At 74.7% G+C, this 18,343-nt stretch carries 20 protein-coding genes; 13 read left to right on the top strand and 7 right to left on the bottom strand.

What is annotated here, in order from left to right:
* Positions 1–39: 39 nt before the first annotated feature.
* The gene (locus tag ACGIF2_RS13480; protein WP_396047424.1) at positions 40–501 is read right to left on the bottom strand and encodes a GatB/YqeY domain-containing protein; all 462 of its coding nucleotides are present in this window, start codon (positions 499–501) and stop codon (positions 40–42) included.
* A 47-nt stretch (positions 502–548) separates the two neighbouring features.
* Positions 549–896 carry a PLD nuclease N-terminal domain-containing protein gene (locus ACGIF2_RS13475; RefSeq protein WP_396047422.1) on the bottom strand — a complete coding sequence of 116 codons (348 nt, stop codon included), beginning with the start codon at positions 894–896 and terminating at the stop codon, positions 549–551.
* Positions 897–958: 62 nt separating this feature from the next.
* Between ACGIF2_RS13475 and ACGIF2_RS13470 the strand changes: the two genes are divergently transcribed.
* From ACGIF2_RS13470 to ACGIF2_RS13460, 3 genes are all read left to right on the top strand, one after another.
* Positions 959–1,249: a DUF4229 domain-containing protein gene (locus ACGIF2_RS13470; RefSeq protein WP_396047420.1), complete on the top strand. Its 291-nt coding sequence runs from the start codon at positions 959–961 to the stop codon at positions 1,247–1,249.
* A 215-nt stretch (positions 1,250–1,464) separates the two neighbouring features.
* Positions 1,465–2,094, top strand: a complete 630-nt coding sequence (locus ACGIF2_RS13465; protein WP_396047418.1) for a nucleotidyltransferase domain-containing protein — start codon at positions 1,465–1,467, stop codon at positions 2,092–2,094.
* Positions 2,091–2,468: a HEPN domain-containing protein gene (locus tag ACGIF2_RS13460; protein WP_396047416.1), complete on the top strand. Its 378-nt coding sequence runs from the start codon at positions 2,091–2,093 to the stop codon at positions 2,466–2,468. The genes ACGIF2_RS13465 and ACGIF2_RS13460 overlap by 4 nt, the downstream gene beginning before the upstream one ends.
* A 28-nt stretch (positions 2,469–2,496) precedes the next feature.
* On the opposite strand, the gene ACGIF2_RS13455 is transcribed toward ACGIF2_RS13460, so the two are convergent.
* The 3 genes from ACGIF2_RS13455 to menE all read right to left on the bottom strand — a co-directional run bounded on the left by ACGIF2_RS13455 (position 2,497) and on the right by menE (position 5,404).
* Positions 2,497–3,078 carry a M15 family metallopeptidase gene (locus ACGIF2_RS13455; protein WP_396047414.1) on the bottom strand — a complete coding sequence of 194 codons (582 nt, stop codon included), beginning with the start codon at positions 3,076–3,078 and terminating at the stop codon, positions 2,497–2,499.
* Between the two features lie 109 nt (positions 3,079–3,187).
* A complete protein-coding gene (locus tag ACGIF2_RS13450) occupies positions 3,188–4,057 on the bottom strand; it encodes a 1,4-dihydroxy-2-naphthoate polyprenyltransferase (RefSeq protein WP_396047412.1) in 870 nt (289 codons plus the stop codon).
* Between the two features lie 162 nt (positions 4,058–4,219).
* Complete coding sequence (menE, locus tag ACGIF2_RS13445; RefSeq protein WP_396047410.1) at positions 4,220–5,404, bottom strand: o-succinylbenzoate--CoA ligase; 1,185 nt, start codon at positions 5,402–5,404, stop codon at positions 4,220–4,222.
* A gap of 77 nt (positions 5,405–5,481) precedes the next feature.
* Here menE and ACGIF2_RS13440 point away from each other — a divergent pair, with 77 nt between their 5' ends.
* The 3 genes from ACGIF2_RS13440 to ACGIF2_RS13430 all read left to right on the top strand — a co-directional run bounded on the left by ACGIF2_RS13440 (position 5,482) and on the right by ACGIF2_RS13430 (position 8,032).
* The gene (locus ACGIF2_RS13440) at positions 5,482–6,567 is read left to right on the top strand and encodes a DUF3048 domain-containing protein (RefSeq protein WP_396047408.1); all 1,086 of its coding nucleotides are present in this window, start codon (positions 5,482–5,484) and stop codon (positions 6,565–6,567) included.
* A 31-nt stretch (positions 6,568–6,598) separates the two neighbouring features.
* Positions 6,599–7,696, top strand: a complete 1,098-nt coding sequence (locus ACGIF2_RS13435) for a DUF3048 domain-containing protein (RefSeq protein ID WP_396047407.1) — start codon at positions 6,599–6,601, stop codon at positions 7,694–7,696.
* A gap of 171 nt (positions 7,697–7,867) precedes the next feature.
* The gene (locus tag ACGIF2_RS13430; RefSeq protein WP_396047405.1) at positions 7,868–8,032 is read left to right on the top strand and encodes a hypothetical protein; all 165 of its coding nucleotides are present in this window, start codon (positions 7,868–7,870) and stop codon (positions 8,030–8,032) included.
* Positions 8,033–8,042: 10 nt separating this feature from the next.
* Here the strand turns inward: ACGIF2_RS13430 and ACGIF2_RS13425 are convergent, their stop codons facing one another.
* A complete protein-coding gene (locus ACGIF2_RS13425; RefSeq protein WP_396047403.1) occupies positions 8,043–9,005 on the bottom strand; it encodes a 1,4-dihydroxy-2-naphthoyl-CoA synthase in 963 nt (320 codons plus the stop codon).
* Positions 9,006–9,088: 83 nt separating this feature from the next.
* On the opposite strand from ACGIF2_RS13425, the gene ACGIF2_RS13420 reads away from it, so the two are divergent.
* From ACGIF2_RS13420 to ACGIF2_RS13400, 5 genes are all read left to right on the top strand, one after another.
* On the top strand, positions 9,089–9,415 hold the full coding sequence (locus ACGIF2_RS13420) for a DMT family transporter (RefSeq protein WP_396047401.1): 327 nt from the start codon (positions 9,089–9,091) through the stop codon (positions 9,413–9,415).
* Positions 9,412–10,005: a TetR/AcrR family transcriptional regulator gene (locus tag ACGIF2_RS13415; protein ID WP_396047399.1), complete on the top strand. Its 594-nt coding sequence runs from the start codon at positions 9,412–9,414 to the stop codon at positions 10,003–10,005. Before ACGIF2_RS13420 ends, ACGIF2_RS13415 begins: the two co-directional genes overlap by 4 nt.
* A 10-nt stretch (positions 10,006–10,015) precedes the next feature.
* Positions 10,016–11,014, top strand: coding sequence for an o-succinylbenzoate synthase (locus ACGIF2_RS13410; RefSeq protein WP_396047397.1), 999 nt, complete (start codon positions 10,016–10,018; stop codon positions 11,012–11,014).
* A gap of 30 nt (positions 11,015–11,044) precedes the next feature.
* A complete protein-coding gene (gene menD, locus ACGIF2_RS13405) occupies positions 11,045–12,883 on the top strand; it encodes a 2-succinyl-5-enolpyruvyl-6-hydroxy-3-cyclohexene-1-carboxylic-acid synthase (RefSeq protein ID WP_396047395.1) in 1,839 nt (612 codons plus the stop codon).
* Between the two features lie 131 nt (positions 12,884–13,014).
* Complete coding sequence (locus tag ACGIF2_RS13400; protein ID WP_396047393.1) at positions 13,015–14,766, top strand: trypsin-like peptidase domain-containing protein; 1,752 nt, start codon at positions 13,015–13,017, stop codon at positions 14,764–14,766.
* Between the two features lie 81 nt (positions 14,767–14,847).
* Here the strand turns inward: ACGIF2_RS13400 and ACGIF2_RS13395 are convergent, their stop codons facing one another.
* Positions 14,848–16,161, bottom strand: coding sequence for an isochorismate synthase MenF (locus ACGIF2_RS13395; RefSeq protein ID WP_396047391.1), 1,314 nt, complete (start codon positions 16,159–16,161; stop codon positions 14,848–14,850).
* A 46-nt stretch (positions 16,162–16,207) separates the two neighbouring features.
* Between ACGIF2_RS13395 and ACGIF2_RS13390 the strand changes: the two genes are divergently transcribed.
* Positions 16,208–16,906: a demethylmenaquinone methyltransferase gene (locus tag ACGIF2_RS13390; protein ID WP_396047389.1), complete on the top strand. Its 699-nt coding sequence runs from the start codon at positions 16,208–16,210 to the stop codon at positions 16,904–16,906.
* A gap of 119 nt (positions 16,907–17,025) precedes the next feature.
* Positions 17,026–18,321 (top strand): geranylgeranyl reductase family protein, encoded by a 1,296-nt coding sequence (locus ACGIF2_RS13385; RefSeq protein ID WP_396047387.1) that lies wholly within the window; start codon positions 17,026–17,028, stop codon positions 18,319–18,321.
* Positions 18,322–18,343 lie beyond the last annotated feature (22 nt).

Genomic DNA, 18,343 nt, shown 5'->3' with positions numbered 1-18,343 from the left:
GCCCGCAGCGCGCCGTCGTCGTCTCCGGTGCCGCGTCGGTCAGAGCGCCTGGAGCGCCTGCCGCACGCGCTGGGACAGCGCCTTGCCGTCGACCCGGCCCAGGCCCGACGCGGCAGCCGTCGCGGCCTTCATGACGGTGCCCATGTCCTTCATGCCCGTGGCACCCGTGGCGGCGACCGCGTCGGCCACCACCGCGTCGAGCTGGGCCTCGTCGAGAGCTGCCGGCAGGTACGTCTCGATCAGGTCGGCCTCGGCCGTCTCGGTCTCGGCCCGCTCGGTCGCGTGCGCGTCGGTGTAGATCTGGGCGCTGTCGCGGCGCTTCTTGACCTCGCTCGCGAGCACGCCCTGGACCTGCTCCTCGTCGAGCTCGACGGCCACGGGGCCGGCCTTCTCGGCGGCGCGGACCGCGCCGATCACCTGCCGCAGCGTGTTGGTCCGGAACGCGTCACGCGCCTTCATGGACGCGGTGAGGTCGGTGGTCAGCCGGTCGAGGGTGCTCATGGGTCCATCGTGCCGCACCACCGGGCGCGGGGGAGTCGGAGCGACGCTCAGGCGTCGGGCCGCGGGTCCTCGGGCTGGTGGTCGCCCGCGGGGCGGTCGCGCTCGGCGCGCCGACGCTGCTGCTCGAGGCGCCACAGGAACTCGGGGTCGTCGTCGGGGGCCACCGGGCCGGAGGCGGTGCGGGGCCGCGGGGCGCCACCTCCGCGCCGGCTCGCCGAACGGGCCAGCCGGCGCAGCACGAGCCACGCGAGCGAGCCGATCACGGGCAGCACCACGATGAAGACCAGCCAGAGGATGCGATGCACACCGAACCGCTCGGACTCGTCGCTGCGCAGCACGTCGATGATCGTGTAGACGATGAGCCCGACCGCCGCGAGGACGAAGAGGTTGCGCATCGTCCCACCCTAGTTCGCCGTCGCGTGCACGAGCGCGGCGCAGCGCGACCTACCCTGGTGCCGTGCCCGTCGTGACGTACTCCCTGTGGAGGTTCGGCCTCTTCGCCGTGAGCCTCGCCCTGCTCGTGTGGGCGGGCATGGGCTCCTGGCTCGCGGTCGTCGTGGCCGCGCTGATCGCCTGGGCGCTGTCCTACGTGCTGCTCGGGAAGCATCGCGATGCCGCCGCGCTCCACCTGGCCCACCGGGCGCAGGCGCGTGCCGAGCGCTCGGGGATGTCGGCGCGCGAGAAGGAGGACGCCGACGTCGAGGACGCGGTCCTCGACGCGGCCGAGGGCGAGCCGGGACCGGTGTGATGCCTGGTCGCGCCGCCGAGCCCGAGAGCTCTGCGCTCCCGACCTGCTGTCAGGACGTCGCGAGGCCGTCCTAGCAGCTGACGGTCTCCCCGGCGTCGGCCCTCCGGCGAGCTTCGACGATCTGGGTCCATGAGCGGAAAAGCGGTTGCGTGAGTGGTTTTCCGGTCGCGTGACCGATATAGTGGGCATGTCGGAGACGCAGGACGGAGACGCTGATGGATATGACCTCCCCGCTCACCTCCGTGCTGCCATCCGCGCACGGGCCAGTGATCGCCGTCCTCGTCCGGGCCGGTGAACCACTCACTGGGCGCCGGGTCGCGGAGCTGACCTCGCCCCAGGTCTCCCAGACCCAGACCGCAACCGTGCTGCGATCGCTCGCCGAGGCCGGACTGGTCAGCGTGACCCCTGCAGGAACCGCGAACCTCTACTCGATCAACCGCGAGCATCTGTTGTACGAAGGGCTGCACGAGCTGGTCACCGCCAAGGAACGGCTGTGGGCGCGCATGACGGAACTGGCGACCGGTTGGACGTCCCCGCCGGTCGCGGTGGTCGTGTTCGGGTCCGCCGCCCGCGGAGACGGCAGCACCACCAGCGACATCGATGTGCTCGTCGTGCGGCCCGCCGAGGTGGACGACGACGACCCGGCCTGGCAGGAAGGGCTGTCGGCGTTGGTCGCCCAGGTGAGGCGATGGACGGGCAACAACGTCGACCTGCTGAGCTGCTCGCCGCATGAGCTCGAGTCGATGGCGGAGCGCGGTGAGACGCTCTTGACCAACATCCGCACCGACGGCAGGTTCCTCATCGGGAATCGCTCTTCCGTCCCATCGCCGAAGGGCTCCGCATGAGCGCCCTGACCGACGCCCGCGCACACCTGGCGAAAGCTCGCGAGTTCCTCGACGCCGCCGACGTCGAGCTCTCTGGCGAGCTGTACACCGCTGCGACGTCGAGCTCGGTCCTGGCCGGCATCAACGCCAAAGACGCGATCTGCCTGCGCACCGTCGGGCACACGAACAAGGCTGACGACCACAAGGCGGCAGTGTCCGAGCTGGAAGCATCCGGCCCCGTCGGGGACAACCTGTCCTCGACGTTCCGCCGACTGATCGCCCTGAAGACCAAGGCGCAGTACACCGCAGGGCCGATCGGCTCGACCGACGCTCACAAGGCCTACGAGTGGGCCACGCGCATGGTCGAGACCGCAAGCGACACCGTCGCGTCCTAGCGGGCCCGGGGTGAAGCAGCCCGGGCGGTCACCAGCCGCTCGACGAGTCGTCGTGCATGGGGGCGCAGGACGACTCGCCGTCGGGCAGCATCTCGAAGTGCCATGCCTCGTTGGCGTACGTCCGGCACAGGCCGTGCTCGAGCCCGTGCTTCCCGAGCCACTTCGCCCCTTCGGGGGGGCCGACGTCCACGGCCAGGCCTTTCACGTGCTCCGACGTCTCGGGCGGCAGCACCCACCGGGACGCCTCCTGCTGCGAGCCGTACTTCTCGATCGCCGCGTCGACCAGCGCCTGCTGCTCCGCGAACGAGCGCTTCCCGGACGTGAGGGTGAGGGGGATCCCCGCGTCGGCCGCTGCCGCCTGGGCTTCGGTGAACCTGCGGGCCAGCTCCGGGTCGACGCCAGCCAGCGCCGGGTCCTGGGGAGCAGCGTCGACACCTGTCCCGCTCGACCCGGCGGCCATGAAGGTCGCCTGCTCCTGCGCGGCATCGGGGGTGTGAGCGCCCAGCGCCGCGACCCCCACGCCCGCCGCGAGCACGACGGGGAGCGCCACGATGAGGGCGCGACGGCGACGCACCGCGCGGGGTGGGCGACCGTGGACGTAGAGCGTCATGCCCCCAGGTTCGGCGCCACGCCTGCCAGGCGCATCAGACCTACGTCTCGACCGTTCTCCCCCCGAGGGGGGTGACGGAGGGGCTGGGCCCCCTGGATCGAGGCGGTCGCTACAGCGCGAGGCCGAGCCCGAGCAGCACGCCGAACCCGAGCTCGTAGACCCCGGTCCCCGCGAGCACGGGCACGAGCGCGAACCCGCGAGCGCCCACGATCACGGTGAACGCGAGCAGCCCGGCGGGGAAGGCGAGGAGCAGCACGAGCAGCGACCACGGGGCCACGAACGCGCACGCGATGCCGAGAGCGATCGGCAGCAGCACCATCGCGGCGTACACGCGTCGGGCACGGTGGTCGCCGAGCCGGACCGCGAGGGTGCGCTTGCCCACGAGCACGTCGGTGGGGATGTCGCGCAGGTTGTTGACCATGAGGAGCGCGCACGCGATGAGCCCGATCGCCACCGCCCCGGCGGCCGCGGGCCACGAGATGCGTCCCGTCTGGGTGTACGTGGTGCCGAGCACAGCGACCAGGCCGAAGAAGACGAAGACCCCGACCTCGCCGAGCCCGCGGTAGCCGTAGGGCCGGCGCCCGCCCGTGTAGTACCAGCCGGCCAGGATCGACACGGCACCCACGGCCAGCAGCCACCACTGCCCGCTGAGCGCGACGAGCCAGAGCCCGAGCGCCGCGCCGACGCCGAACGCGGCGAACGCGGCGCGCTTGACCTGGCCGGGCAGCGCGAGACCGGTCGCTGTGAGCCGCATGGGGCCCACACGGTCGGTGTCGGTGCCGCGCACGCCGTCCGAGTAGTCGTTGGCGTAGTTGACGCCCACCTGCAGCGCGAGCGCGACGCCGAGCGCGAGGAGCCCGCGCCCGAGGTCGGCCTGTCCCAGCTGCGCGGCGGCGCCCGTGCCGACGATCACCGGTGCCGCGGCGGCCGGCAGGGTGCGGGGTCGTGCGCCGGCGATCCACTCGGACGAGGTGGCCATCGTGCTCCAGTCAGATGAGGGTCCGGGCCCGTGACGGGTGGTGGCGGACCGGTGCGCCGGGGGTGCGGCGTGGGGTGCGTGCGGGGTGCGGGCGAAACGTTCGTGCGGGAGGACGCTACCCGGCCGGGCTGGGCCGGCGCGTGCCGAGGCGGCGCACCCGGGTCAGCCGTCCGCCGCCAGCCGGGCCGTGGCGAGGGCCATGACGGCCTGCCGGTCGGTCTTGCCGGGACCCCGCACGGGCAGCGCGTCGACGAGGACCAGGTGGCGTGGGGCCGACGCCGCACCCAGCGTGCGGGCCGCGTCGCGCACGTCGGCCAGGGTGGGGGCCGCGGTCCCGGGCCGGGGGACCACGACGGCCGTGAGGGCCTGGCCCCACTCGGGGTCGGGCACGCCCACGACGCACACCTCGCCCACGCCCGGGACGTCGTGCAGCGCGCGCTCGACCGCGGCGGGCGCGACCTTGGCCCCGCCGGTGACGACCACGTCGTCGAGCCGGCCGAGCACCCGCAGGCGCACGCCGCCGGGCGCCGCGTCGTCGGGCACCAGCTCGCCCAGGTCGCTCGTGCGCAGCCAGCGCACGCCGTCGCGACGGGTGAACGTCTCCGCGTCCAGGTCGGGCCGGTCGAGGTAGCCGGCCGCGAGCACGGGACCCGCGAGCAGCACCCGGCCGTCCTCGTCCAGGTCCACCCGAACGCCGTCGAGCGGGACGCCGTCGTACACGCAGCCCCCGCAGGTCTCGCTCATCCCGTACGTCGTGACGACCCGGACGCCCGCGGCCCGGGCCTCGGCGACCAGGGCGGGCGAGGCCGCGGCACCGCCGAGCAGCACGGCGTCGAACGTGGCCAGCGCGCGGGTCCCCGCGGGCGAGCCCAGGAGCCGGTGCAGCTGGGTGGGGACGAGCGACGTGAGCCGCCGAGGTGCGTCCGTGAGCAGGTCGGCCGCTGCGGCGAAGGCCTCGGGGCGGAAGGGGCCCGGGTCGAGGACCACCGGGGAGGTGCCCGCGAGCACCGAGCGCACGAGCACCTGCAGCCCGGCGACGTGCGCGGTGGGCAGCGCGAGCAGCCAGCGTCCCGGGCCACCCACGCGGGCCTCGGTCGCGGAGCCCGACGCGCGCAGCGCCGCGGCACCCAGCAGCACCCCGCGGGGGGTCCCGGTCGAGCCCGAGGTGCGGACCACGAGGGCCACCTCGTCCGGCACGGTCGTCGCGGCACCGGGGTCGGGGAGGCCCAAGTCGGGCGCGACCGGCAGCACCGCCGGACCGGTGCCGTCGAGCGCCCGCGCGATCGCGGCGGTCAGCTCGGGGACGGTGGACGCAGAAGACAGGACCTCATGGACGGCACGGCTCACCAGGCCAGGGTAGGTGCGGGTCGTACAGTGTGGCCGTCGTCGGGCGCCTCCGGCCCGACCCCGGAAGGAGTTCAGCAGTGGCTCTCACAGTGCGCACACGGACGTCGGCCTCGGGTCGGCGCGTCCGTGCCATGGCCCTGCTCGCTCTCGGGACGAGCCTCGCGCTCGGCGCGTGCAGCTCCTCCGGGACGAGCTCACCGGTGACCGCCGACGCGGTGATCGACGCCGACAAGGGCGTCGCGCCCGAGCCCGTCGTCCCCGACCGCTGGCCCCTCACGGGTGTCGCGTCGGACGCGGTGGTCAACCGCCCGGCCCTGGCCGTCAAGATCGAGAACCCGCCCGAGGTCCGCCCGCAGACGGGCATCGACCTGGCCGACATGGTCTGGGAGCAGGTCGTCGAGGGTGGCGTGACGCGGTTCGTGGTCGTCTTCAGCTCGCAGGTTCCCGACGAGGTCGGGCCCATCCGCTCGGTCCGACCCATGGACCCTGCGATCACCGCGCCGCTCCACGGCGTCGTGGCGTTCTCGGGCGGTCAGGCGGGCTTCGTCACCGCGCTCGCGGACTCGGGCGTGCAGATCCTCAGCCACGACCGCGGCGACTCGGGGTTCTACCGCACCAAGACGGCCGCGGCCCCGCACAACGTGTTCGGCTCGCCCGCGACGTTCTGGGAGCAGGCCGACGCGACCCACCAGGACCTGCCGCCCGAGCAGTTCTCGTTCGCGCGCACGCCCGAGCAGGCCACGGCAATGACCGCCGGGACCCCGGCGACGACCGTCACGGCGCACCTGTCCGGGATGTCCAAGCCCAGCTGGGACTGGGACGCGGCGACCTCGGCGTGGCTCCGCTCGGAGGCCGGGAAGCCCGCGACCGCGAAGTCGGGTGCGCGGCTCTCGGCCACGAACGTCGTGCTGCTGCGCGTCGACCTGGTCAACTCGGGCACGACCGACCCCGCGGGCAACCCGGTGCCGGAGACCAAGCTCGTGGGCTCGGGCGAGGCGACCGTCGCCACCGGCGGCCGCACGATCGCGGCGACCTGGTCGAAGTCGGCGACCGACGCGCCGCTCACCCTCGCCACGGCGGACGGTACGGCCGTCACACTTGCTCCGGGAAACACCTGGATCGAGCTCGTCCCCAACGGGACCGGGTCGGTCACGGTCAGCTGACGGCGCGCGGGCGCCGCGACGAGGGGGCGCCATGCGCACGGCACGAGCGGCACGGACGACGTCGGGCACGACCCGCGGGCGAGGAGCCGCGCGGGTCGTGCTGCTCGGGACGTCGCTCGCCCTGGTGCTGAGCGCGTGCAGCGCACCCGCGCCCGTCGCGCCGGTGCGCGAGACCGTCGCGGTGCCCGTGGCCGTCGAGGCGCAGAAGGTCGCGGCCCCCGAGCCCGTCGTGCCCGTCACGTGGCCGCTCACCGGGGTCGCGGGGGAGCCCGCCGCGCGCCCCGCGCTCGCGGTCAAGATCGAGAACACGGCGGTCGCGCGTCCCCAGTCGGGGTTGGACCAGGCCGACGTGGTCTGGGAGACGATCGTCGAGTTCGACGTGTCGCGGCTCATCGCGGTGTTCCACTCGCAGGTGCCGGGCGAGGTCGGGCCGATCCGGTCCGTGCGTCCCATGGACCCGCTGGTCGTCGCCCCGCTGCACGGCCTGCTCGCGTACTCGGGCGGCCAGCCCGGCATCCTCGACCTCGTGGCGGAGAGCGGCGTGCAGTCGCTGAGCCACGACCGCGGCGTCGACGGCATGTACCGGATCGGCTCACGGTCCGCGCCGCACAACGTCTACGGCAGCCCCGAGACGTTCTGGGCCCAGGCCGACGCCCAGCACCAGGCGGCCCCCGCGGAGCAGTTCGCGTTCGCGCGCAGCCTCGAACGGGCCTCAGCGGTCACGGCGGGGGCGCCCGCGAGCACGCTCGCGTTCCGGCTCTCGGCAGCGTCGAGCCCCAGCTGGGCGTGGGACGGCAGCGCCTGGCTGCGCTCCGAGGGCAGCAAGGAGGCCACGGCCGCCAGCGGGGCCCGCCTCTCCGCGACCAACGTCGTCGCGATCACAGCCGACCACCCCGCGACGGGTTTCGGCGCCCAGGGTGGGGCTGCGGTGCCGACCTACACGCTCGTCGGTTCGGGTGACGCCGTGGTGGCCACGGGCGGGCGCACGCTCGCTGTGCGCTGGGAGAAGGCCGCGCAGGACGCGCCCCTGCTGCTCGTGGGCGCCGACGGCTCACCGGTCACGCTCGCGCCGGGCAACACCTGGGTCGAGCTCGTGCCCGCCGGATCGGGCTCGCTGACGGTCAGCTGACGCCCGAGCCGTCGGGGCGGTGTGCCCCCGCGGGTGGACGTCGCCGCGCTGTGCTCCGCCTCAGGGCTGACCGGGCGGGCACCGGACGGCACCGGCGGACGGAAGTCGGCGCGGTGCGGCTCGGTCGCCGGGTCGATGTGGTGAGTGCGGGGTGCGGGCGACCCTGGTCGCATGACAGCACTCATCTCGCACGAGGCCACCGACCACGACGACCGGGTGCACGCGATCGGGGCCGTGCTCACGTCCTGCGCCGTGCTGATCGCCCTGGTCGTGGGCGCGGGACTCGTGGTCAGCCAGCTCCTCGACGTCGCGTCCTGGGCCCTGACGGCCCACTGACCTCCACGGGTCAGTACGCGTACGGGAACCCCGACCAGTCGGGGTCGCGCCGCTCGAGGAACGCGTCGCGCCCTTCGACAGCCTCGTCGGTCATGTACGCCAGCCGCGTGGCCTCGCCCGCGAAGACCTGCTGCCCGGCCAGCCCGTCGTCCGCCAGGTTGAACGCGAACTTGAGCATGCGGATCGCCTGGGGCGACTTGGTCGCGATGATCCGGGCGTACTCGAGCGCTGCGTCCTCGAGCTGCTCGTGGTCCACGACGTCGTTGACCGCGCCCCACGCCAGGGCCTCCTCGGCCGAGTACTCACGGGCCAGGAAGAAGATCTCGCGGGCCCGCTTCTGGCCCACCTGCCGCGCGAGCAGCGCCGAGCCGTAGCCGCCGTCGAACGACCCGACGTTCGCGTCGGTCTGCATGAAGCGCGCGTGCTGGCGCGAGGCGATCGTCAGGTCGGCGACCACGTGCAGCGAGTGCCCGCCGCCCGCGGCCCAGCCACCCACCACGGCCACGACCACCTTGGGCATGGTGCGGATGAGGCGCTGGACCTCGAGGATGTGCAGCCGCCCGGCCCGCGCGGGGTCGATCGCGTCGGCGAGCTCGGCACCCGGGTCGGACGTGTAGCGGTAGCCGTCCCGGCCCCGGATCCGCTGGTCGCCGCCCGAGCAGAACGCCCAGCCGCCGTCCTTGGGGCTCGGGCCGTTGCCGGTCAGCAGCACGGTGCCCACGTCGGAGCTCATCCGGGCGTGGTCGAGCACGCGGTAGAGCTCGTCGACGGTGTGCGGGCGGAACGCGTTGCGCACCTCGGGCCGGTCGAACGCGATCCGGACGACGGGCAGGTCGCGCTGGCCGTCGGCACCGTCAGCGCCGCGGTCGACGCCGCGGTGGTAGGTGAGGTCGGTGAGGTCCTCGAAGCCGGCGACCGTGCGCCAGCGGTGCGGGTCGAAGGTCTGGGACACCTGCGCGGGGAGGTCGCTCACGGGCACAGCCTAGGTCAGCGAGCAGACTGGTACGCTCGTACCACATCACGAGTGGTACGTCCGTACCAGAAAGTGGGTGCACGATGGCCTGGGTCGTCCTCGTCCTGTCCGGCCTCCTCGAGACGGGGTGGGCGCTGAGCCTCAAGGCGTCCGACGGGTTCTCGCGGCTGTGGCCCAGCGTCGGGTTCGTGGTCCTCGCGGTGCTGTCCTTCGCGGGACTGAGCTGGGCGCTGCGCACCCTGCCCGTGGGCGTCGCCTACGGGGTGTGGGTCGGCATCGGCGCGGTCGGGACCGCCGTGCTCGGGATCCTGATCTTCGGGGAGTCGGTGTCGGTGCTCAAGATCGTCTCGCTCGTCCTCATCGTCGCGGGGGTCGTCGGGCTGAACCTGTCTGGCGCGCAGCACGCGTGAGCGGGGGAGCCGGCACGACCACAGCCAAGGGCGAGCGCCGCCGCGCCGAGCTCGCCCGGGCTGCGGCAGCGATCGTCCGCGAGGAAGGCCCGGGGGCGCTCACCCACCGGGCCGTCGCCGCCCGGGCTGGTGCGTCGCTGTCCGCGACCACCTACTACTTCACGGGGCTCGACGACCTGCTGGCGGCCGCCGGCGAGGCGCTCGTGGCCACCTGGGTCGAGCACGCCCGCACGGTCGCCGCCCAGGTGGCGGCCCGGGCGACGCCCGCCACGCAGCCCGCCCGGGAGCGGGCTGCGCACCTGCTGGTCAGCGCGGTGCTGCCCCCGGGCGACGACGACGCCGTGCGCGCCCACTACGAGCACCTGCTCGGCGCGGGCCGGGTGCCCGCCCTGGCCCGCGCGATCGCCGCCGGGCGCCACGACCTCGACGCGGTGGTCGCCGAGGTCGTGCGGCTGGTCGGCGCCGACGTGAGCCCGGCGCTCGTGGTGGCAGTGGTGGACGGCGCTGTCGTCACGGCCCTCACCGAGCAGCGCCCCGTGCGGGCGAGCGCCGCCGCGCTGCTCGCCCAGGTGCTGCCGGGCGGCTCCTAGGCTGGAGCGCGTGCCCCGGTCCGATCTCGCCCCCCTGCCCGCCGACCTCCACGTCTACGCGATCCCGCTGCGCACGCGGTTCCGCCGCATCACGGTGCGCGAGGGCGTGCTGTGGCGCGGGGCGGCCGGCTGGGCCGAGTTCAGCCCGTTCGGCGACTACGACGCGGCCGAGTCGGCCGCGTGGCTGCGGGCAGCGCGGGAGGCCGCCGACGTGGGCTGGCCGGCGCCGGTGCGCGACGTCGTCCCGGTCAACGTGACGGTGCCGGCGGTCGACGCCGCGACGGCGCACCGCATCGTCACCGCGTCGGGCGGCTGCCGCACCGCGAAGGTCAAGGTGGCCGAGCCCGGGCAGTCCGAGCGCGACGAGGTCGAGCGGCTCGAGGCCGTGCGGGACGCGATCGGCCCGGGCGGCGCGATCCGCATCGACGCGAACGGGGCGTGGGACGTCGAGACCGCGATCGCCCGGCTGCGGGTGCTCGACCGGGCCGCGGGCGGCCTCGAGTACGTCGAGCAGCCCGTGGCCGACGTGCCGGGCCTCGCCGCCGTGCGCCGCGCGACGCACGTACCGGTCGCGGCCGACGAGTCGATCCGCCGGGCCGAGGACCCGTTCGCTGTGGTCCGGGCCGAGGCCGCGGACATCGTGGTGCTGAAGGTGCAACCGCTCGGCGGCGTGCGCGCGTGCCTCGACCTGGCGGCCGAGATCGGCCTGCCGGTGGTCGTCTCCTCCGCGCTCGAGACCTCGATCGGGCTGGCCGCCGGGCTCGCCCTCGCCGCGGCCCTGCCCGATCTGCCGTACGCCTGCGGGCTCGCGACCGCGCAGCTCCTCACCGCCGACGTGGTGGCCGATCCGCTCCTGCCGCGCGACGGGGCCATCCGCGTCACGCGACCGGCAGCTGAACCAGACCTGCTCGCGACGAGCGCCGCGAGCGCCCCGGTGCGCGCACGATGGCTCGAGCGCCTGGCCGAGGTCGAGGGCGTGGCCGAGGTCGAGCGGGCCGAGCGTGGCTGAGCTCCCCGCGAGCGCGGTTACGGTGGGACGGTGACGAGCGCAGCCGATCCCACCCCCGACCCCGGGCACGACAACCCCGCGCACGACAACCCCGCGACGACGGCGGCGCGGGTGCTCGTGCAGGCGCTCGCGGCGCTCGGGGTGCGGGAGGCTGTGCTGGCGCCCGGGTCGCGCAGCGCCCCGCTGGCCTACGCGCTGGCCGAGGCCGCACGCCCCGACCACGAGCGCGCGGCGGGCGCCCCCGCCCTCACGCTGCACGTGCGCGTCGACGAGCGGGCCGCGGGCTTCCTCGCGCTGGGTCTGGCCAAGGCCGCCGACGCGGTGGGCGAGCGTCGACCCGTCGTGGTCGTCACGACGTCCGGCACCGCCGTCGCGAACCTGCACCCCGCTGTGCTCGAGGCCCACCACGCAGGCCTCCCGCTGGTCGTGCTCTCGGCCGACCGGCCGCACGAGCTGCGCGGCACGGGGGCGAACCAGACCACCGAGCAGGTCGGCCTGTTCGGCTCCGCGGTGCGGCTGGCCGCGGACGTGCCCGCGCCGTCGGGCCGTCCCGGCGAGGACCGCGACCTGCGCAACCTGCTCTCCCGGGCCGTGGGCGCCGCGATGGGCACCCGCACGGGAGCCCCCGGTCCTGTGCACCTCGACGTGTCCTTCCGCGAGCCCCTCGCCCCGGCGGGTGCACCGTGGCCGACGCCGAGCGACGACGGTCTCACCTGGGTCGCGCCGCGTGACGCGGTGCCCGCCGCGCTCGCGGCCCCCGCCGTCGGGGGTGCGCGGACCACCCGGCGGGCGCTCGACCTGCCCACCGTGGTCGTCGCGGGGGACGGCGCGGGGCCCGTCGCACGCGAGGTGGCCGAGGCCAACGGCTGGCCGCTGCTCGCCGAGCCGACGTCGGGGGCCCTCGGCGGCCTGCACGCGGTCCCCGCGTACCGGCTGCTGCTCGCGCACCCGGGGCTGGGCGGTGCTGTGCGCCGCGTCGTCGTCCTCGGCCGACCCACCCTGACCCGTCCGGTGCAGCACCTGCTCGGTCGCGACGACGTCGAGGTCGTCGTCGTCACCCCCGAGGGGCGGGACTGGCCCGACGCGACCCGCACCGCGCGCGAGGTGCACACGCAGGTCCCGGCCCGGATGCTCGCGGGCGCCGGCCCGCACGCCGACGGCCCACACGGCTGGCTCGCGGCGTGGCAGTCGGCGGGCAAGGCCGCGCTCGCGGCGCTCGACGAGGTGCTCGACGCCCCCACCCCGCCCTCGCGCAGCGGCACCCGGGTGAGCGGACCGGCGCTCGCCCGCGAGGTCGCCCGGGCCACGGCCCCCGACGACGTGCTCGTGGTCGGATCCAGCAACCCCGTGCGTGACCTGGACCTCGTGGCGACGTGGGACGGCCCGCGCCTCGTGCTCGCGAACCGCGGGCTGGCGGGGATCGACGGCACGGTCTCGACCGCCCTCGGTGTCGCCCACGCGCTGCCCCGGCGCCGGGTGCGGGCCCTCGTCGGTGACCTCACGTTCCTGCACGACGCGGGCGGGCTGCTGCGCGGTCCCCTCGAACCGGCCGTCGACCTCCAGCTCGTGGTCGCGAACGACGACGGCGGGTCGATCTTCGCGACGCTCGAGCACGGGGCGCCCGAGCACGCCGACGTCTTCGAGCGCGTCTTCGGCACACCGCACGGCGCGGACCTCGCGGCGCTGTGCGCGGCCTACGGGGTGCGGCACACCCGCGTGTCGGACGTCGAGGGTCTCGCCCCCGCGCTCGCGGCCCCCGGGCCGGGCGTCAGCCTCGTCGAGGTGCGGGTCGACAGGGCCTCGCGCCGGGCCCTCATGGGCCGCCTCGGCGCGGCCGCCGACGAGGCCGTGGGACGCGCCCTCGCCTGACGGTGACGGCGGCGTCCGCGCAGGTCGGCGCACCGAACCGAAGGCACGGCAGATTCTTGGCTGATTCCCAGGAACCGTGGAGGATGCGCCCAGCGCCGACATGTCTCATGGTGAACACAAAGGAGGTCACCATGAGCACCCCGGACGATCCCCGCTCGAACGAGCCCGAGCAGCCGGCCCAGCCCGAGCACCCGACCGAACCCGAGCAGCCGGCCCAGCCCGAGCACCCGACGCCCAGCCATGCCGCCGACACCCAGGTGCTCCGTCCGGCGCAGGCCGCGCACGAGCAGCCGCCGTACGGCCAGCAGCAGGGTCAGCAGCAGGGCCAGCCGCCCTACGGTCAGAGCCCGCACGGCCAGCCGCCGCGCAGCACGCACCCCACCAACCCGTTCCTTCCTCCGCACCCCGCCGCCCCGCCCGAGTCGCGCGTCGGCGAGCAGGGCCAGCCCGGCCAGCAGGGTCAGCCGGGGCAGGGCCAGCCAGGGCAGGGCCAGCCCGGCTACGGGCAGCAGCAGGGCTACGCCGCGCAGGGCTACCCGGGTGCCGGGGCCCCCGGTGTCGTCCCGCCCGGTGGCAACCAGCCGCCCGGCGGGGGTGGGCCGACGGGAGGTGAGGGCGACCGTGGTCCGCGGCGCTCGCTCTGGGGACCGCTCGTGGTCGTGGCCGTCGTCGCCGCGCTGTGCGCCGCGATCGTCACCGCGGGACTCATGACGCTGTTCCAGAACGACGACGACAGCGAGTCGGCGTCGCTCGCGACGCTCGGGCAGGGCTCGACCGCGTCAGCGCCGGTGACCGGCTCGAGCGTCGACAACCCCGACTGGGAGAAGGTCGCCGCCGCGGTGCAGTCCTCGGTCGTCGCGATCGAGGTCCAGACGCAGAGCGGTGGCGCCCAGGGATCGGGCGTGATCATCGACAAGAGCGGCAACATCGTCACCAACAACCACGTGGTGGCGGGCGCGACGGCGGACGGGCTCCAGGTGACGCTCACCGACGGGAGGCTGTTCGCGGCCGAGATCGTGGGCACGGACCCGACCACCGACCTCGCGGTGATCAAGATCACGGACGCCCCGGACGACCTGAGCCCCGCGACGCTCGGCAGCTCGAGCGACGTGCGGGTCGGTGAGGCCGTGATGGCTGTCGGCAACCCGCTGGGCCTGTCCAACACCGTCACCACGGGCATCGTCTCGGCCGTGGACCGTCCCGTCTCGACGTCCGAGTCGGGCACCGAGGCCGTCGTGACGAACGCCATCCAGATCGACGCCGCGATCAACCCGGGCAACTCCGGTGGTCCGCTGTTCGACGGGCAGGGCGAGGTCATCGGCATCACGTCCTCGATCGCGACGCTGTCGAGCGAGTCGGGGTCGATCGGCCTCGGGTTCGCGATCCCGGTCGACCTGGCCAAGCAGATCGCCTCGCAGCTCATCGACAACGGCTCGGCCGAGCACGCGTTCCTCGGGGTCTCGATGACCGACGGGACGGCCACCGCTGACGGCGTCACGCGCCGGGGTGCTGTCGTCGAGCAGGTCAGCGCCGACTCGCCGGCCGCAGCGGCGGGCCTCCAGCCCAAGGACGTCATCGTGGCGATCGACGACAAGCCGGTCGGCGGCGCCGAGTCGCTCACGGCCTACGTGCGGGAGCTCACGGCGGGGTCGAAGGCCACCCTGACGGTCGTGCGCGACGGGAAGACCGAGAAGGTCGACGTGACGCTCGCGACGCGGCAGGAGACGGCGACGAGCGCACCGAGCGGCTCCGGAACGGGCCAGCCGCAGACCCCGGGCCAGGGGCAGAACGGCTCGGGCTCGCTGACCCCGGAGCAGCTCTGGGAGTGGTTCCAGCAGCAGCAGCAGCAGGGGCAGCAGGGGCAGGGGGGGCAGGGGGGCTGACCTGGTCGCCCGACCCGACCTGACCCGCACGCGCTGACGGCCGGCACCAGAAGGTGCCGGCCGTCAGCGCGTGTCGCGGGCTCAGTCGGAGCCGAGCGCGTCCCGCATCGGCACGAGCTTGGCCTCGGACTCGGCGAGCTCGGCCGCGGGCTCGGACGCCGCGACGATGCCGCAGCCCGCGAACAGCCGCACCCGGTGCGGGTCGTCCGGGTCGACCTGCGCCGAGCGCAGCGCGATGCCCCACTCGCCGTCGCCGTCCGCCCCGAACCAGCCGACCGGGCCGGCGTAGCGCGCCCGGTCCATGCCCTCGATCCGGGCGATGAGCTGGGCGGCGGCCGCCGTGGGGGTCCCGCACACGGCGGCTGTGGGGTGCAGCGCGGCGGCGAGCGCGAGGCTCGAGGGGTTCGCGGCGAGCACGCCCGTGACGTCGGAGGCGAGGTGCAGCACGTTGGGCAGGTGCAGCACGAACGGCACGTCGGGCACGTTCGTCGAGGTGCAGAAGGGGGCGAGCGCGTCGGCCACCGAGGACACCGCGTACTCGTGCTCCTCGAGGTCCTTGGACGAGTGCGCGAGCGTCGCGGCGCGGGCCACGTCGGCGTCCTCGTCTCCCGTGCGCCGGATCGTGCCGGCCAGCACGCGTGAGGTGACCAGACCCTTCGACGAGCGCACGAGCAGCTCGGGGGTCGCGCCGATCATGCCGTCGACCGAGAACGTCCAGCACGAGTCGTACCGCGCGGCGAGGCGCTGCAGCGGCCAGCGCACGTCGAGCGGCTCGCTCGTGGTCGCGACGACGTCGCGGGCCAGCACCACCTTGTCGACCTCACCGGCCCGGATGGCCTCGACGCCGCGCGAGACGACCGCGGGCCAGTCCTGCGCGCTGACGGCGCCGTCGGTGCAGCTGACCGCACCGGGGGAGGCCGGGGTGCCGGCACGGGGGTCGACGACCGCGGCGAGCGTCGGGGCCGCGCGCAGCGTGGCGCCCGTGTCGATCGTGGTGAGCCAGGCGACGGCTCCGCGCCGCCCGACGACCACGCGGGGGACGACCACGACCCCACCGGCGGCCGAGTCCTCGTCGAACGCGAACGAGCCGAAGGCCACGGGGCCCGTGCCGGGCAGGTCCACCTCGTCGCGCACGATCGCGTGGTCGAGCAGCTCGTGCCACGCGCGCTCGGCCGCGGCGAACCGGTCGGGGCCGTGCACCTCGACGCGCAGCGCCTCGCCCCAGCCCACGAGGCCGTCGCCGCGGCGCACCCACGCGAGGGGCGCGTCGGGGGGCAGCAGGTCGAGCAGGTCGGCGGGGTCGGGCGGGGAGCCGTCGGCGGGCGCAGGGAGGTCGAGGGCGACCGTCCGGACGACGAGGGGGTGCGGGACGGCGTCGGGCATGGTGCTGGTCATCGCGTTCAGGGTACGTCCACGCCTCTGGACCTGAGACGATGTGCGCATGTCTCGCGCCAGCCTCGAGAAGGACCCCCGTGACGTCGCCGCCATGTTCGACGGCGTCGCCCGCCGCTACGACCTGACGAACGACGTGCTCTCGTTCGGTCAGGACCGCTACTGGCGTCGCGCCACGCTCGCCGCGCTCGACGCGCAGCCGGGCGAGCGCGTGCTCGACCTGGCCGCGGGCACCGGCACGTCGAGCGAGCCGCTCGCGGACGCGGGCGTGCACGTGGTGCCGTGCGACCTGTCGATGGGCATGCTCGGCGTCGGCAAGCGCCGTCGCCCCGACCTGGGCTTCGTGGCGGGCGACGCCGTGCACCTGCCGTTCGCCGACGCGTCGTTCGACGCGGTGACGATGTCGTTCGGGCTGCGCAACGTGGCCGGGACGCAGGTCGCGCTCGAGGAGCTGCTGCGGGTCACGCGCCCGGGCGGTCGCCTCGTGGTGTGCGAGTTCTCGCGGCCCACGTGGGGGCCGTTCCGCACCGTCTACACCGAGTACCTCATGCGGGCCCTGCCGCCCGTGGCGCGGGCCGTGGCGAAGGAGTCGGACGCCTACGTGTACCTCGCCGAGTCGATCCGCGAGTGGCCCGACCAGCAGAGCCTGGGCCGGCTCGTCAAGGCCGCCGGGTGGCGTGAGGTCGCGTACCGGAACCTCACGGGCGGCATCGTGGCGCTGCACCGAGCGGTGCGTCCCGAGGCCTGATCAGGGCTCCGGACAGGTCCGTACGGCCAGGTGAGGTAAGCCTTCGCAGACATGGTCTGTGGCCCTGGCTACACTCGGCCGGGTCGTGATGTGAACGTCTTCACAAGTGGGGCGGGGCCGTGGTTGACGCAAGGAGCGATGACGCCGACGTCATCGTCGTCGGTGCAGGTCCCGCGGGGTCCAGCGCCGCCTACCACTGCGCCTCCGCAGGCCTGCAGGTGCTGCTGCTCGAGAAGGCCGAGTTCCCCCGGGACAAGGTCTGCGGCGACGGTCTGACGCCGCGCGCGGTCAAGGAGCTCGCCGCGATGGGCGTGCCGCTGCGCGAGGAGGACGGCTGGATCCGCAACCGCGGCCTGCGGGTCGTCGGGGGCGGGCACCGCCTCGAGCTGCCGTGGCCCGAGCTGTCGAGCTACCCGTCGTACGGCCTGGCCCGCTCGCGCATGAGCCTGGACCACCTGCTCGCCGACCACGCGCGGGCCGCGGGCGCCAAGCTGCTCGAGCGCACCAACGTCACGGGTCCGCTGCTCGACGAGCGCACCGGCCGGGTGGTGGGCGTGACCGCCCGCCCGGTCGACGGCGCGGGTCGCCGCGCGGGCGACGACGTGACGTACCGGGCCCCGCTCGTGATCGCGGCGGACGGCGTCTCGGCCCGCCTCGCGACGGGCATGGGCCTCGAGAAGCGCACCGACCGTCCGATGGGCGTCGCGGTCCGCACCTACTTCCGTACGCCGCGCCACGAGGACCCGTGGATGGAGTCCCAGCTCGAGCTGTGGGACGGGGCCCCCGGGAGCTCGAACCTCATGCCCGGCTACGGCTGGATCTTCTCGCTCGGCGACGGCACCGCGAACGTCGGCCTGGGCAGCGTGTCCTCGACGGCCGCCGCGACCAAGGTCGACTACAAGGACCTGTTCGCGAAGTGGATGGCGAACGCCCCCGCGGAGTGGGAGTTCACGCCCGAGAACCAGATCGGCGAGGTGCGGGGCGCCGCGCTGCCGATGGGCTTCAACCGGGGACCGCTGTACGGCCGCGGCCTGATGCTCGCGGGCGACTCGGCGGGCATGATCAGCCCGTTCAACGGCGAGGGCATCGCGTACGGCCTCCAGGCGGGTCGCTTCGCGGCGGACGCCGCGGTGCAGGCCGCCGCCCGGGGTTCGGCCGCGGGCCGCGAGCGTGCGCTGCACGCGTACGAGACGCGCATGAAGGACGACCTGGGCGGCTACTACACGCTCGGTCGCGTCTTCGTGAAGCTCATCGAGCACCCGCAGGTCATGCACCTGTGCACGCGTTACGGGCTGCCCCGTCCGCTGCTCATGAAGTTCACGCTCAAGCTGCTCTCGGACTGCTACGAGCCCCACGGCGGCGACATGGTCGACAGGACCATCGCCGCGCTCGCCCGGATCGCGCCGGCAGCATGACGACGACGACCTCAGCGCCGAG

This window comes from Cellulomonas sp. P22, assembly GCF_044392165.1.
The sequence above is the reverse complement of the archived record's forward strand: the minus strand, read 5'-3'. Positions and strand labels throughout refer to the sequence as shown.

What these genes read in the sequence shown, in the direction of transcription:
- ACGIF2_RS13480 (WP_396047424.1), bottom strand. Translation starts at nt 501, where the DNA reads ATGAGCACCCTCGACCGGCTGACCACCGACCTCACCGCGTCCATGAAG.
- ACGIF2_RS13395 (WP_396047391.1), bottom strand. Translation starts at nt 16,161, where the DNA reads ATGACCAGCACCATGCCCGACGCCGTCCCGCACCCCCTCGTCGTCCGG.
- ACGIF2_RS13435 (WP_396047407.1), top strand. Translation starts at nt 6,599, where the DNA reads ATGCGCACGGCACGAGCGGCACGGACGACGTCGGGCACGACCCGCGGG.
- ACGIF2_RS13400 (WP_396047393.1), top strand. Translation starts at nt 13,015, where the DNA reads ATGAGCACCCCGGACGATCCCCGCTCGAACGAGCCCGAGCAGCCGGCC.
- ACGIF2_RS13465 (WP_396047418.1), top strand. Translation starts at nt 1,465, where the DNA reads ATGGATATGACCTCCCCGCTCACCTCCGTGCTGCCATCCGCGCACGGG.
- ACGIF2_RS13450 (WP_396047412.1), bottom strand. Translation starts at nt 4,057, where the DNA reads ATGGCCACCTCGTCCGAGTGGATCGCCGGCGCACGACCCCGCACCCTG.
- ACGIF2_RS13460 (WP_396047416.1), top strand. Translation starts at nt 2,091, where the DNA reads ATGAGCGCCCTGACCGACGCCCGCGCACACCTGGCGAAAGCTCGCGAG.
- ACGIF2_RS13455 (WP_396047414.1), bottom strand. Translation starts at nt 3,078, where the DNA reads ATGACGCTCTACGTCCACGGTCGCCCACCCCGCGCGGTGCGTCGCCGT.
- ACGIF2_RS13420 (WP_396047401.1), top strand. Translation starts at nt 9,089, where the DNA reads ATGGCCTGGGTCGTCCTCGTCCTGTCCGGCCTCCTCGAGACGGGGTGG.
- ACGIF2_RS13475 (WP_396047422.1), bottom strand. Translation starts at nt 896, where the DNA reads ATGCGCAACCTCTTCGTCCTCGCGGCGGTCGGGCTCATCGTCTACACG.
- ACGIF2_RS13430 (WP_396047405.1), top strand. Translation starts at nt 7,868, where the DNA reads ATGACAGCACTCATCTCGCACGAGGCCACCGACCACGACGACCGGGTG.
- ACGIF2_RS13390 (WP_396047389.1), top strand. Translation starts at nt 16,208, where the DNA reads ATGTCTCGCGCCAGCCTCGAGAAGGACCCCCGTGACGTCGCCGCCATG.